Below are 13,334 nucleotides of genomic sequence, written 5' to 3'. Positions count from 1 at the left end.
TCATGGCATGTTGGAGTAAAGCGATTTCAAGTCCAATGACAATTGTTGCGATGGCGCTGGCGATGCTGCTTGCTCCGTCGTCCTTTGTCTTGGCACAGGACAAGGTCGACGCTGCGGCGGAAGGTGCCTCGGGCCGTACGGAATATGTGCTTGCCGTCAGCTGGCAGCCGGGTTTCTGCGAAACGCGGCCGCAGCGCAAGGAATGCGCCAGCCAGACGGCCGAGCGCTTCGATGCCACGAACCTGTCGCTGCATGGGCTTTGGCCTTTGCGCAAGAGTTACTGCGGGGTGGCCGCGGACATGCGCAGCCAGGACCGCAAGGGCGATTGGCTCGATCTGCCGAAACTTGCCATGGCCGATGATACGGCAGCGCGGTTGCTGATTGCGATGCCGGGCGTTCAGTCCGGGCTCGATCGTCATCAATGGTTGCGCAGCGGCACCTGCCAAGCGGCAGCGGTCGACGACTATTTCGCGGCGCAGCTGCGCATGCTGGACGAGCTCAACCGGTCAGCCGTCGGTGCGCTCTTTCGGGCGCGTATCGGCTCCGAGCTCGACGAGAAGGCAATCAAGCAGGCCTTCGATCAAAGTTTTGGCACTGGTGCCGGCGACCGGGTGCGCATGCGCTGCCAGACGGTTGCGGGACGCAGCGTCATCACCGGGCTGACGATCGGCCTGACCGGGGACGTGTCGGGCAAGTCCAGCCTCGCGCCGCTGATACAGGCGGCAGGGCCGACCGAGTTCAAATGCGCCAAGGGCATTGCCGACGCGGCAGGCCGCGGATAGCGGCTGACAAGCCTCACCGGCATGGGATAGGCGGGGGCAAGCGCCTTTGGCGATTGCCCCTTAGCACTAATTCGCCTACATAGCGGGCAAATTTCCTTCCCATGCGGAGCATTCCTTTATGGCACGTCAGTTCATCTATCATATGGCCGGACTTAATAAGTCCTACGGCGCGAAGAAGGTCCTGGAGAACGTTCATCTGTCGTTCTACCCGGACGCGAAGATCGGTATCCTCGGCCCGAACGGCGCCGGTAAGTCGACGGTGCTACGCATCATGGCCGGCCTCGACAAGGAATATACCGGTGAAGCCTGGATCGCCGAGGGTGCTACCATCGGTTACCTGCCGCAGGAGCCGCAGCTCGATCCGACCAAGACCGTGCTCGAAAACGCCATGGAAGGCGTTGCCGCCAAGACGGCAATCGTTGAGCGCTACAACGAACTGATGATGAACTATTCCGACGAGACGGCGGAAGAGGGCGCAAAGCTCCAGGACATCATCGACAGCCAGAACCTGTGGGATCTCGAGAGCCAGGTCGAAATGGCGATGGAAGCGCTGCGCTGCCCGCCGGGCGATGCCGACGTCACCAGCCTTTCGGGCGGTGAAAAGCGCCGTATCGCGCTCTGCAAGCTCCTCTTGTCACAGCCCGACCTGCTGCTGCTCGACGAACCGACCAACCATCTCGACGCCGAGACGATCGCCTGGCTCGAAAAGCACCTGCGCGAATATCCCGGCGCCGTGCTGATGATCACCCACGACCGCTACTTCCTCGACAACGTCACCGGCTGGATCCTCGAGCTCGACCGTGGCCGCAGCATTCCCTACGAAGGCAACTATTCCGCCTACCTCGTTGCCAAGGCCAAGCGCATGCAGCAGGAAGGCCGCGAAGAGGCGTCCCGCCAGAAGGCGATCGCGCGCGAGCAGGAGTGGATCGCATCCAGCCCGAAGGCCCGCCAGGCCAAGTCCAAGGCGCGTATCCGCTCCTATGACGAACTGGTCAACGCCGCAGAAAACCAGCGTCCGGGCGACGCGCAGATCATCATCCCGGTTGGCGAACGTCTCGGCCAGGTGGTCATCGAGATGGACGGCGTCACCAAGGGGTATGGCGACCGTCTGCTGATCGACGGCCTGTCGCTGAAGCTGCCGCCGGGCGGCATCGTCGGCATCATCGGCGCCAACGGTGCCGGTAAGACGACGCTGTTCCGCATGATCACCGGCCAGGAACAGGTCGATAGCGGTTCGATCCGTATCGGCGACACCGTGCATCTCGGTTATGTCGACCAGAGCCGCGACGCGCTCGACGGCAACAAGACCGTCTGGGAAGAAATTTCCGGCGGTGCCGAAGTCATCAAGCTCGGCAAGTACGAGATGAACTCGCGTGCCTATTGCTCGACCTTCAATTTCAAGGGCGGCGACCAGCAGCAGAAGGTCGGCAATCTCTCGGGTGGTCAGCGCAACCGCGTTCACCTCGCCAAGATGCTGAAGAACGGCGGCAACGTGCTGCTGCTCGACGAACCGACCAACGACCTCGACACGGAGACGCTGGCGGCGCTGGAAATCGCGCTGGAAAACTTTGCCGGTTGCGCCGTCATCATCAGCCACGACCGCATGTTCCTCGACCGCCTGGCGACCCACATCCTCGCCTTTGAAGGCGATAGCCAGGTCGAATGGTTCGAGGGCAACTTCGAAGACTACGAAAAGGACAAGATCCGCCGCCTCGGCCCGGATTCGGTCAACCCGAAGCGCGTCACCTACAAGCGCCTGACGCGCTAACGTTCAGGTGCGTCGCGTGAACGTGGGTTTGCGCGACGTTCCGACGACACAACTCCTTAAATCGAGCTCGATTTAAGGCGAAAATCTGCAGCCAGTTTAAGCTGTTACAGCGCCGTATGTCATACTTGACGAACGGCGTTGCAAGACCTTCGTATGCTCATGCTGTCGTCGCTAACCGCATAGGTTCAGGTGGCAAACATTCGAGCGTCGCGCGGACAATGAGCGCGCAACTGACGCTGCAGCACTTGAAACTCGATGCACGGGCTTCTCGCCAGAACGGCCGGGATCTGCGGCAGCGTCCGGCTGGCGCCGCGATGAGGTTGTGGGCGCCGGCAGCCCCGTTGCGGGGGAATGACGCGACAGCCATGTGCGTGCGCAAGACGCATGCGGCCATCTGAGCCGAAGGTCAGCGACACCCCGCGCGAGAAAAACATCGGCAACGGGCGGAGCGCTAGCTTCGCCCGTTCGCATGCCCGGACAGTGGAAAGCCCTGTTCCTGGAGCGGCATAGTTTGGTCTCTTCACGCAAATCCGCTTGCGCTGCGTTCGCAAATCACATAAACATATCTTTATGTGTTGATGGGGATGGGTATGGGTATGGCGGAGCAGAGAGAACTGAGTCTCGACGCGCTGGTGGATGTGCTGAAGGCTGCAGGCGAGCCGACGCGCATGCGCCTTCTCGCGCTGCTTGCGGCAGGCGATCTCACCGTCACGGATCTTACCGAAATTCTCGGACAATCGCAGCCCCGCATTTCAAGGCACCTGAAGCTCTTGGCCGAGGTCGAGCTCGTCGACCGCTATCAAGAGGGTGCATGGGCCTATTTCCGTCTTCGCCAGGACGGCGCCCGCGTGGCGCTGGTGCGGGCGATGCTTGCGTCCGCCACCGCGGACGACGCGGTTCTGTCGCGCGATGCATCCCGGCTCGTCACCTTGAAGAAGGCGCGGGCCGAAAAGGCGCAGGCCTATTTTAGCCGCAACGCGGCCGGCTGGGATGAGCTTCGGCGGCTGCATGTCAGCGAGCGGGACGTGGAAACGGCGTTGCGCGACATGGTCGGCGACGAGCCGGTCGAAAGCCTCCTGGACCTGGGCACCGGCACGGGACGCATCCTGCAACTGTTCGAAGGGCTCTACCGACGTGGCATCGGCATCGATGCCAGCCGCGACATGCTGGCCGTCGCCCGCTCCAATCTCGACCGCGCCGGCATCACCAAGGCGTCGATCCGCCACGGCGATATCTTCAACCTGCCGCTTGACGGCCATGCCTTCGATCTCGTCACCATTCACCAGGTGCTGCATTTCCTCGAGCAGCCGGAAGCGGCGATCGCCGAGGCCGCACGCATGCTGACGCCGGGCGGACGGCTGGTGATCATCGATTTTGCCCCGCACGGGCTGGAGCACTTGCGCGACGAGCACGCCCATGCGCGGCTTGGCTTCTCGCATCAGGCGATGACCGACTGGCTGGCAAAGGCCGGGCTCGCCCTGGAAAAGACGACCGATCTGTCGCCGGAAGGCACGGACGAAGGAAAACTGACGGTGACGATCTGGCTGGCCCGCGATCAGCGGGCCGTCGAGGAGAGCGAAGCGCCACATCAGCGCATGCAAGCAGGGGGAATTTGAGAATGACGGCACAGACGCTCTATCCCGCCGAGCGCGGCAATCTGCGGCTTTCCTTCGAATATTTCCCACCCAAGACCGACGAAATGGAAGCGCAGCTCTTCCAGACTGCGGAAGACCTCTCCGTCTTTTCTCCCGCCTTCGTCACCGTCACCTATGGAGCGGGCGGCTCCACCAAGGCGCGGTCGCTGACGACGGTCAAGCGGATGATCGAGGAGAAGGGCTTTGCCAACACGGCAGCGCACCTGACCTGCGTCGGCGCGCCGACGGCCGAGGTGGACACGGTTATCGACGAGTTCCTCGCCTTCGGCGTCCGTCACTTCGTCGCGCTGCGCGGCGATCCGCAGGGCGGTATCGGCAGCACCTATCAGCCCTTTCCCGGTGGCTACGAGAGCAGTTCCGATCTCGTGCGGGTGCTGCGCGATCGCGGCGACGTCGAGATCTCGGTGTCGTCCTATCCGGAAAAACACCCGGAAAGCCCTGACGTGGCGGCCGACATTGACATGCTGAAGCGCAAGGTGGATGCGGGCGCGACGCGGGCTCTGACCCAATTCTTCTTCGACAACGACGATTTCGAGCGCTACCTCGAGCGCGTCCGCCGTGCAGGCATCGAGATCCCGATCGTGCCGGGCATCCTGCCGATCAACAACCTGTCACAGGTGCAGAAGTTCGCCGGCCTTTGCGGAGCCAGCGTTCCGGAGGTGATCGTCACCCGCCTCTCGCATCTGGAAGGCCAGCCGGCGGAGCGCTTCAAGGAGGCGACGCATATCGCCGCCGAGCAGATCGTCGATCTTGCCCGGCGCGGTGTCAGGGACTTCCACCTTTATACGATGAACCGCTCGCCGCTGATCACCGCCGTCTGCGATCTCGTCGGATTCGAGCGCGCCGACGAGATGTCGCGGGGAGAGGACGTTCCGCTGAAGGCGGTTGCCGGCGCGGCAGCCTGATCGGAAAAACACGAAACCTGGTGGCGAATGCCACCAGGCGCAAACGATCGCTTGCGCGACTGCATTGCGCCGGAAGCAGTCATGGGAATGTCGATTATCGCTCCATGGCACCTTTTCCGGCGACTATATTCGGTCGAAATTTGGCGATGCGTGACATTCGCGTTTCGGGCTTCTTGGTAGAATTGAGATTGATCACATAGCTTTTCTGCCGCCCCGGCGTCAGGCTCCGAAAGGCTTCTGCAAGTTCAGGATCGGAGTCCAGGGCGTCAACCAGCTCATCGGGCAGCTCGATTTCACTCTCATCCTTTGGTGGCTTGATCCCAGCCTCCGCATAATCCATCGCCTCCCTCAAGTAAGACAGGATGACGGTCTTCATCTTTGCTACCTGAACGGTATCCGCGAAACGGATCATGTCGGGATGACGTGTGTTCGGGCCTTGTCTCTGGAGGACCCCGCAAGGGTCTTTCATCAATGCCGCGTTGAAAAAGGTTAAGCGGAAATTATCGCGAAAAGCGCCGAAGATGACGATATTGCGGTCTCGATGCATGTAACATGGGTGCCCCCATTTTACCGTCTCGACCAACCCTGCATCGAGGCAAATCTGGCGCAGTTCGTTCAGGCCCTGCACCCATCGCCGCGTCGAACAGTCCGGTCCGGCAAAGCGCTCACAGCGCCCGCATCCCTTGGTAAAGTAGTCTTCAATTGAAGTGATCATGGTACGGACAGCAAATTCCATCGAATCTCTCGCTGCTAAAGGAAGGAAACAACCCGCGTGACTATGCTTTCGATCCGCGCCACCTGACGGCGTAGGGGACGGCGAACATGTACAGGCCAGTGAACATCAGCACAAAAAGTGGTGGTAACGGCGCGTATACGATCCACGGCGGAGGCTCCCCGAGCCCCATGGCCACAAAGTTGGCGATGACCGCCACCGTGAAGACAATCGAAAGCCATCGGTGAACCTGGCGAATCCACAAATTCGAACGCACATGCAACTCCTGTGCTTATCAGTGTTGAAGGAGCGGGAGACCTTTCAATCTGTCTCGGTTAAAACCCGTTCCAGCTTTGCAAGGAACTCAGGCCAGCCTGCCTTGGCACCGCCGTATGCCTGCCTCTGATCCGGCCGGAATCCAGACTGCACCATGCGCAGGCGGGTGCCCGTCGTCGTGGGCGAGAGCGAAAACGTCACGACACTGTTCAGATCGAAGGCAGGATCGTCATGTTTGAAGTTCCAGGTATAGGAGAGCGTTGTTTGCGGCTCGACAACGAGCACCTCGCAATCCAGAACGCCACCCCATTCTCCGCGAAGATTAAACCGGTGGCCCACGGCAGGACTGAAGTCATTCTTCATCAACCACTCCGAGATCAGATGAGGCTGGGTGAGCGCCCGCCAGATCTTTTCCGGCGGATGCGCGATCTCGCGCTCGACAATGACGGTGCGTGTTGCAGTCGATGTCTCGCTCATTGGTCCATCCTGTCCAGCAAGTCTTCGAGGTCGTCGAACCTGCCCTGCCAGAAGCTTGTCATCTGGTTTGTCCATTCGATCAACGGAGCGAGGGCACCGAGTTGCGCGCTGTAGTGGGTTTGGCGACCGTGGTGGCGGTCGTTCACCAAACCGGCCCGCTTGAGGACGGCCAGATGCTTCGACACGCCTGGCTGGGAAACTCCGGCCCGAGCCGTCAGGGCTGCGACAGTCTGATCACCGTCGCGACACAACCCCTCGAAAATGGCGCGCCGCGTTGGGTCGGCAAGCGTCTTAAAAAGCATGTCCCGATCTGGGATGGCGATATCTGGCATGGTAATCCATAACCCGTGAGCTATTTGTTCAATCAATAGCTCACGGGTTATGAGTTCGTCAAGAGGCTTTGAAGAGGAGATTGGCTGACCGTTATCGCCAATGACATCAGTGGCGGCGATTTAGGCCGCCTCGGGCCGGAAGTCGCCATTGGCAGCGTTTGCTGCATGACACCTGAAAAACATTCCGAAAAAGCGAAAGCGCATGAAGGTGTGCTTCATGCGCTTTCTTTTTTCCTGCAGCGTCGAGGCAGATTGCTCTTGTCGGCCTACCTCAAAGATTTCTGCTGCAAATTGGATTTCCGGAAAATTAAAGTCCCTATTTCGGTTTGGACTCTCAGCGGCCTGACTTCAGATGAAGAGCATTGTGGCCACGAATACGAACGCTGCACTAATCATGAGGACATTCAACGAATGTGTAAGTCCCATCGAAGACCCTCCTTGCGCTGACGGTTAAAACATAGGGCGAATTAACGGCGCTTGAAAGGGAAACTTGTGCTGCAGTGCGAAAACGCGTGATCACAATTGCCTTATCAACAGGGCTATAACTTTGAAATTGCAGTTTATTTTGTGCTGCCACATTTTTTTCACAATTGCTGCCGGAGGGTTAATGTAAACGTTTGTAACCATGCGTGAGTGCTTCGGAAGGGCACGCTTGCTGCCGCATCCGGCGCTTACGATTCCCGTTGCGCGGCGCGTTTCAGGCGCAATATCCGACCGTCGAGTACGGCAAGACCGGCGGCGATCAGCGCCATGCCGCCTACATCCGCCGGCTGTAGCGTCTCGCCCAGGAAGAGATAGCCGAGCAGGATCGCACTTGGCGGCACGAGGAGCGTGACAAGCGACGCGTTGGTGGCGCCGGCCTCGCCCATGATGCGGAAGAACAGGATGTAGCCATAGGCTGTCGAGACGAGCGCGAGGGCCAGAATGGCGAGCGTCGCATCGAGCGGCGGCATCGGCAGAGCCCAGGGCGTATCGACGAGCGCTGCCACCGGCAGCATCATCAGCGTCGATGCGGTCAATTGGCCGGCTGCGGTGACTGGCGGAGCAAGGCCGCGAAAGCGCTTGCCGTAGGTTGCGGCCAGGCCATAGCTGACGGCGGCGAGCACCGGCAGCATCAGTGCCCAGAGCGGCACGCTGCCGGCGTTGCCGAAAAGTCCGGCGATCGCGCTCGGACCGATCAGCACCACGGTACCCGCAAGTCCGAGCAGGCAGCCGCCGATCTTGGCGGAGCTGAGTTTCTCGTCGTCGGTTGCCATGTTGGCGATGATCACGGTCCAGACCGGGGTGGTTGCGTTCAGGATCGCCGCGAGCCCGGCGCCGATATGGGTCTGCCCGAGGAAGATGAAGGCATGCGGGATGGCGTTGTTGATCAGGCCCATCAGCAGGAACTCGCGCCAGCGGCCGGCGAGTGCCTGATAGATGCCGAAGCGCCCGCGGATGTAGAGGTGCAGCGCCAGGGCGGCGAGGCCGAGCCGCAGGAAGACGAGGGTGAAGGGTGGCACGTGCGCGACCGCGACGCGGGCAAAGAAGAACGATCCGCCCCAGATGAGCCCGAGAAGGGCCAGGAGGGCCCAGGTCCGCATGGTCATCTGCTGGCTGCCGGCCGGTGCTGGTGCATTCATGATGCTGCTCGCGCTCTCTGCGCGGCCGTTGCCGATCAAATCGGCCAGTCGGGATGCGCAATCCAAATGGGCCGCTTTCACCGCCGCATGCCGATAGGGACTCGGAAGGCGGCGTGAAGGGGCGTCGCGCAGGTCTAGCGCGGCGCGTTGAAGTGCGCCACCCACTTCTTGCGCGCTCGCGGGCACCGCGGCGCCCACGATCGATATCGAAGTCGATCGCTGGTCGATGAAGGGTGTCGCCTGGCTGCCTTGATCGGTTCCGATCGGCGCAGCCAGGCGAAAGGTCCCCCGGCCAAATCCTGGCCGGGGGAGCGCTTACAGCGCCGCGCGTCAAATATGACGCGCAAAGGACGCTGTAACACTTTAAACTTACTACATAATTTTCTCCTTAAATCGTTTCCGATTTAAGGAACTATGCAGCGGAGCGTTTCCGGTCTAAACGGAATCGCAGAAACGCTCTAACTCTTTGTTTTTACGCATTTCCTGACGGAAGACCGCGCTTTTCCTGGAAATGCTCAGAGCGCGTTCAGCAGTTCCAGCGTCGCCCAGCCGTCGGCCGGGCGGCCAAGACGCAGCTGTTCCTTCTGCAGCGCCGCACGGGTGCCGGAGCCGAGAATGCCATCGACCTTGCCGACGTCATGGCCGAGCGTCTGCAGCTTGGTCTGCAGCGCCTTCATGCCGGTGTCGTCGAGGCCCTGTTCGGGATTGCCGCCCTCATACGTCGGCGCGCCGCCGAGGCGGGTTGCGAAATAGGCGGCCGAGGTCGTGTAGATGAACGACTGGTTCCACTCGAGATAGACGTTGAAATTGGGGTAGGTGAGGAAGGCGACGCCCTTGCGGCCCTGCGGCAGGACGAGCGAGGCTTCCAGGTTGCCGAAGGCGATGTCGCCGTTGCGCGGCTTGACGCCGAGCGCGAACCAGTCGCTGGCCTTCATGCCCGGCTGCAGGCCTGTCTTTTCCCACGGAAGCTGCTCGGGCACGCTGACTTCCTGGATCGCCGGCTGGCCGGCCTTGAAGCCAAGGCTCTGGATGAACTTGGCGGCGGTCAGGATCGCGTCCGGCGAGCTCTTCTTCAGATTGACGTGGCCATCGCCATCGCCATCGACGCCAAAGGCGATGATGTCTTCAGGCAGCATCTGCACCTGGCCGATTTCGCCGGCCCAGGCGCCGCTCGTCGTTGCCGGGTCGAGGTCGCCGTGCTGGACCATTTCGATCGCGGCGATCAGCTGCGGGCGGAACATTTCCGGCCGACGGCAGTCATGGGCGAGTGTCACCAGCGCGTTGCGGGTGTTGAAATCGCCCTGAACGGCGCCGAAGTCCGTTTCCATGGCCCAGAACGCGGTGATGACAGGAGCCGGTACGCCGAATTCCTTCTCGGCGCGGGCAAAGACGTCGGCATATTCCTTCATCTTCTGGGCGCCGATATCGAGCCGTGACTTACTGACGGTGCGCTTGGAGAATTCGTTGAAGGTCTGCTTGAACACGCCCTGGGCGCGGTCGCGGCTCAACACCTTCTGGTCGATGGCGGCGCCGGCGAGCGCACGTTCGACGACATCGGCCGGAACACCCTTGGCGACCGCTTCGCCCTTGACGCCTTGCAGGAAGGCTCCGAGATCGCCGCCGCAGGCAGGCGTCTGCGCCAGGGCGGGGGAGGCCGTCAGCGTGAGAAGCGCGACGGATGCAAGAGCATGCCGGGCTTTGAGGATCATCACAATTCCTTTCTGTCGCCGCAGGGCGCGATGCGCCGCCGCTGGCTGTCAATGTACCAAAGATGCAATCTGCTGCTGCTCTCTCAGAGCATTATGACGGAAAGAAGAAAATGGGTCGGTTTGCCGCGCTTCTGCACAGAACCGTTGCGGCCGTCATTTCGGCTTGGAAACAGCCGCGACCCAGTTCTTCCAGTTCTTCGCCGAGCCGGCAAAGGCGTTGATATCGGTGGCACCGTCGATGCCCGGTATCACGCCGGTGCTGGTATATTGCCAGAAGGCCCAGCGGCGCTCGACATAGACTTCGCCAGGATGCTTGGCGACGGAGCGGACCCAGAAGTGGTGCTCCTTGAACTGGTCGACGAGATTGTCGCGGTGGAAGTCGACCGAGGTATAGATGATCGGCCGCTTGCCGTAATGGGCTTCCAGCCGGTCCATGAAGCGTTTCATCTCGACACGGACTTCGTCAGGAGAGGGGCGATGGCGGCAGGTCTTGGACTCGCCGTTCCATTCGACGTCGAGGACGGGCGGCAAGTAGACGGCGCTCTTCGGCACATTGGCGATGAACCAGTCGGCCTGGGCGTCCGCGGTCGAGCAGAAATAGTAGAAATGGTAGGGCGCATAGGGAATGCCGGCGGCGCGGGCGCGCTGCCAGTATTCATTGAAGCGCGCGTCGACGACATCCTTGCCCTCGGTCGCCTTGATGAAGGCGAAGGAGACGCCGGAATTCTTCACCTTCATCCAGTCGATATCGCCGTTCCATTTGGAGATGTCGATACCGTGGATGTTGTGGTTGTGCGGTGTGCGGTCGCCGAAATTCTGCGGGTCGGTATCGCTGAAGCGCGGCGGGATCGACGCGGTCTGCATCAGATCGTAGTCGGTCGACGAACAGGCGGAAAGGAGGGTGGCAATAGGCAGCAGTGCCAGGAGAAGCCGGCGCATGGAGGTCCTGTTTCGAAACGAACGACGATCCTGCCTCACACGGTGGCTTTCATGATGGTGATATCCCCCAGCGAGGCGTGAACCTCCTTTTCACCATATCATCGTAAAAATTGAGTTAGCTCAAGCGGGAATTGCGGCAGCAGCCTGGTCGTCAAGCCTTGCTGCGACCGGATTTGCTGACGGAGATGCCGCGGTTGACGGGCGGTGATAGACCGCAAGCCAGGCATAACCCCGTCCGATGGCCCGGCGCTCGAGCTGTGCGCCGTCGCGTCTTGCCCGCTCAGCCAACACCTCGAACAGCGCTTCGCGCGGTGTTACGTGAAAGCGCGTCAGCCAGCTCCGCAGCAGGCGGCGGAAGCTCGCCGGCAGCCGTTCCTGCTGGCCGAAATCGGCAATATGCAGCGAACCGCCGGGGTTGAGAGCGTCGATCGCGGCGTCGATCGCGCCCTGCCAGTCCGGTATCATCGACAGCGAATAGGAAATGACGATCCGGTCGAAGCCGGTTTCGCCGAAAAGCTGGGGCTGGAAGCTGGTGGCGTCGGCGATGCGCAGCGTGGCCGCCGATCTGCCGCGGCGGCTGAGCTTCGCTTGCGCCGAGGCCAGCATCTCCGCCGAGATGTCGAGGCCGAAGAGCCGGGCCTTCGGGAAGCACGCGCCGATAAGCGCAAGGTTGCGGCCCGTGCCGCACCCGACTTCAAGCACGGAGGCGCCGGCGCCTGCGTTCAGCTCGCGGATCAGCGTATCACGGCCGAAGAGATAGTACTTCCGTGTCAGGTCGTAGACGTGTCGCTGGTAGCGGTACATGTGATCCATGCGCCGCTGGTGGCTGATCTCGGCCTGCTGCACGCCGCTCATCCCTTCTTCCGATAGATATGAAAACCGCCATAGATGGCCGAGCGATCGGCGTTGCCGAGCTTCAGCGACGTCTCCGCATCATAATGCCATTGCTCCATCAGCGCCGGGGAGAGGCGGCCGGGAAGGATGCTTTCTTCGGCGGCGGTGCGGAAGATCACGGTCGCGTTGGTGTCGGCGGTCCGGGTGATCTCCGTCCAGAGATCGTTCAACTGCTGGTCGTTCATCCAGTCCTGCGCGTCGAGCAGCACGTAGCGATCGACCGATGCCGCCGGCTTCCTGGCCAGAAGCTCGGTGAAACTGGCGTGGTGGACCTCGACGCTCTCAGTGCGATTGCGGATCGTCTCGTAGTTGTCGGCGTGGAGATAGGCCGGAAGTTCGCCCTCGTGCGGCAGGGGATAGCGGCGGGCGAAGGCCTGCCAGGCAAAATAGTTTTCCCGCAGCGGGAAGTGGCAGGTCAGTTTTTCCAGGCGGTGGCGAAGGACTGCGGCGAGCGATTTGTCGTTGCTCAGGCTTGCCAGCTCGTCGAACTGCTGCGGCGGGATGCCGAGGCCGAACAGCGAGCTCTTCTGGCTGGTGATCCAGCGAATGAACGGGCGTTCGAACAGGGGCGCCAATCGCGTGTCGAAGAACTGACGCTGCTCGCGCATGGAGCGGGCCTGGACGAATTCTTCCGGATTGACGCCATGCAGCCGCGCCAGGATATGGCTTGCGGCGATGAAGCGGCCGAGCAGGCCGGTGCGATAGATGTTGCGGCCGAAGACACCGATACGCCGGCGCCCGGTGACGCCGCGGCCGTTCCAGTAGCTGCGGGTGGCCTGATCGATTTTCGGGGCGATGAACAGGTCGAAGGCCTGGACATTCGATTGCGTGCCCTGCGTTGCCAGGAACCGCGTGACGTCCTTGTGGCTCGGCAGATGGCGGAAGGCGGCCAGCTTCAACCGGTTGAGCGCGATGTGGTGCGGATTGAGATCGACCACATCGATGCGGCCCGGGCCGGCGGAGAGATAGGTGAGCATATTGCAGCCGCCGGAGCCGATGGTGACGATTCGATGCCCGGGGCGAAGCTGCATCGCCTCCATGTCGACGATCGGGTCTTCCCAGATCTGCGGATAGACGAGGCCGGAAAAGAGCAGGCCGAACAGGCGCTCGGACAGGCCGGCAAGCGAGAAGGTCTTGTGTTGCAGGAGCGCGTTTTTCAGCTTCGGATTTTTTCTGCCAAAGCCGACATCAGGGGCAAGTTCGGTCATCTCTGCCGCTCATCCAGTTGAAACTTAGCCGCTTCTAAAGTGACTCCGCTACACT

Annotated in this window: 13 protein-coding genes; 4 read left to right on the top strand and 9 right to left on the bottom strand. The window is 61.5% G+C overall.

All coding sequences use genetic code 11. The features are described from left to right. Positions 1-35: 35 nt before the first annotated feature. From BC360_RS02080 to metF, 4 genes are all read left to right on the top strand, one after another. Positions 36-782, top strand: a complete 747-nt coding sequence (locus BC360_RS02080; protein WP_083222389.1) for a ribonuclease T2 family protein — start codon at positions 36-38, stop codon at positions 780-782. 118 nt (positions 783-900) lie between these two features. Beyond that, positions 901-2,550, top strand: a complete 1,650-nt coding sequence (gene ettA, locus BC360_RS02075; protein ID WP_065786762.1) for an energy-dependent translational throttle protein EttA — start codon at positions 901-903, stop codon at positions 2,548-2,550. A 596-nt stretch (positions 2,551-3,146) separates the two neighbouring features. Then, entirely contained in the window at positions 3,147-4,166 is a 1,020-nt protein-coding gene (locus tag BC360_RS02065; protein WP_065794051.1) for an ArsR/SmtB family transcription factor, read from the top strand. 2 nt (positions 4,167-4,168) lie between these two features. Further along, entirely contained in the window at positions 4,169-5,110 is a 942-nt protein-coding gene (gene metF, locus BC360_RS02060) for a methylenetetrahydrofolate reductase [NAD(P)H] (RefSeq protein ID WP_065794050.1), read from the top strand. 94 nt (positions 5,111-5,204) lie between these two features. Here the strand turns inward: metF and BC360_RS02055 are convergent, their stop codons facing one another. The 9 genes from BC360_RS02055 to BC360_RS02015 all read right to left on the bottom strand — a co-directional run bounded on the left by BC360_RS02055 (position 5,205) and on the right by BC360_RS02015 (position 13,279). Beyond that, positions 5,205-5,825 (bottom strand): YdeI/OmpD-associated family protein, encoded by a 621-nt coding sequence (locus tag BC360_RS02055; protein ID WP_065794274.1) that lies wholly within the window; start codon positions 5,823-5,825, stop codon positions 5,205-5,207. Between the two features lie 61 nt (positions 5,826-5,886). Next, on the bottom strand, positions 5,887-6,099 hold the full coding sequence (locus tag BC360_RS32615) for a hypothetical protein (RefSeq protein ID WP_065787022.1): 213 nt from the start codon (positions 6,097-6,099) through the stop codon (positions 5,887-5,889). Positions 6,100-6,143: 44 nt separating this feature from the next. Beyond that, a complete protein-coding gene (locus tag BC360_RS02045; RefSeq protein ID WP_065794049.1) occupies positions 6,144-6,575 on the bottom strand; it encodes an SRPBCC family protein in 432 nt (143 codons plus the stop codon). After that, the gene (locus tag BC360_RS02040; protein WP_083222388.1) at positions 6,572-6,907 is read right to left on the bottom strand and encodes an ArsR/SmtB family transcription factor; all 336 of its coding nucleotides are present in this window, start codon (positions 6,905-6,907) and stop codon (positions 6,572-6,574) included. The genes BC360_RS02045 and BC360_RS02040 overlap by 4 nt, the downstream gene beginning before the upstream one ends. Before the next feature lie 671 nt (positions 6,908-7,578). Next, positions 7,579-8,529, bottom strand: a complete 951-nt coding sequence (locus BC360_RS02035) for a DMT family transporter (RefSeq protein ID WP_065794273.1) — start codon at positions 8,527-8,529, stop codon at positions 7,579-7,581. A 515-nt stretch (positions 8,530-9,044) separates the two neighbouring features. Further along, entirely contained in the window at positions 9,045-10,238 is a 1,194-nt protein-coding gene (locus tag BC360_RS02030; protein ID WP_065786766.1) for a lytic murein transglycosylase, read from the bottom strand. 153 nt (positions 10,239-10,391) lie between these two features. After that, positions 10,392-11,177: a GH25 family lysozyme gene (locus BC360_RS02025; protein WP_065786767.1), complete on the bottom strand. Its 786-nt coding sequence runs from the start codon at positions 11,175-11,177 to the stop codon at positions 10,392-10,394. A 120-nt stretch (positions 11,178-11,297) separates the two neighbouring features. Beyond that, positions 11,298-12,032: a class I SAM-dependent methyltransferase gene (locus BC360_RS02020; RefSeq protein WP_083222387.1), complete on the bottom strand. Its 735-nt coding sequence runs from the start codon at positions 12,030-12,032 to the stop codon at positions 11,298-11,300. Then, positions 12,029-13,279 carry a DUF3419 family protein gene (locus BC360_RS02015; protein ID WP_065794048.1) on the bottom strand — a complete coding sequence of 417 codons (1,251 nt, stop codon included), beginning with the start codon at positions 13,277-13,279 and terminating at the stop codon, positions 12,029-12,031. Before BC360_RS02015 ends, BC360_RS02020 begins: the two co-directional genes overlap by 4 nt. Positions 13,280-13,334: the final 55 nt, after the last annotated feature.

Source organism: Ensifer sp. LC163, from assembly GCF_001695855.1.
GTDB lineage: Bacteria > Pseudomonadota > Alphaproteobacteria > Rhizobiales > Rhizobiaceae > Ensifer.
This window is presented reverse-complemented; position numbering and strand designations above follow the sequence as displayed.

Bases quoted from the DNA above. Each gene is read 5' to 3' on its own strand.
- BC360_RS02080 (WP_083222389.1), top strand. From the start codon at position 36: ATGACAATTGTTGCGATGGCGCTGGCGATGCTGCTTGCTCCGTCGTCC.
- ettA (WP_065786762.1), top strand. From the start codon at position 901: ATGGCACGTCAGTTCATCTATCATATGGCCGGACTTAATAAGTCCTAC.
- BC360_RS02065 (WP_065794051.1), top strand. From the start codon at position 3,147: ATGGCGGAGCAGAGAGAACTGAGTCTCGACGCGCTGGTGGATGTGCTG.
- metF (WP_065794050.1), top strand. From the start codon at position 4,169: ATGACGGCACAGACGCTCTATCCCGCCGAGCGCGGCAATCTGCGGCTT.
- BC360_RS02055 (WP_065794274.1), bottom strand. From the start codon at position 5,825: ATGATCACTTCAATTGAAGACTACTTTACCAAGGGATGCGGGCGCTGT.
- BC360_RS02045 (WP_065794049.1), bottom strand. From the start codon at position 6,575: ATGAGCGAGACATCGACTGCAACACGCACCGTCATTGTCGAGCGCGAG.
- BC360_RS02040 (WP_083222388.1), bottom strand. From the start codon at position 6,907: ATGCCAGATATCGCCATCCCAGATCGGGACATGCTTTTTAAGACGCTT.
- BC360_RS02035 (WP_065794273.1), bottom strand. From the start codon at position 8,529: ATGAATGCACCAGCACCGGCCGGCAGCCAGCAGATGACCATGCGGACC.
- BC360_RS02030 (WP_065786766.1), bottom strand. From the start codon at position 10,238: ATGATCCTCAAAGCCCGGCATGCTCTTGCATCCGTCGCGCTTCTCACG.
- BC360_RS02025 (WP_065786767.1), bottom strand. From the start codon at position 11,177: ATGCGCCGGCTTCTCCTGGCACTGCTGCCTATTGCCACCCTCCTTTCC.
- BC360_RS02020 (WP_083222387.1), bottom strand. From the start codon at position 12,032: ATGAGCGGCGTGCAGCAGGCCGAGATCAGCCACCAGCGGCGCATGGAT.
- BC360_RS02015 (WP_065794048.1), bottom strand. From the start codon at position 13,279: ATGACCGAACTTGCCCCTGATGTCGGCTTTGGCAGAAAAAATCCGAAG.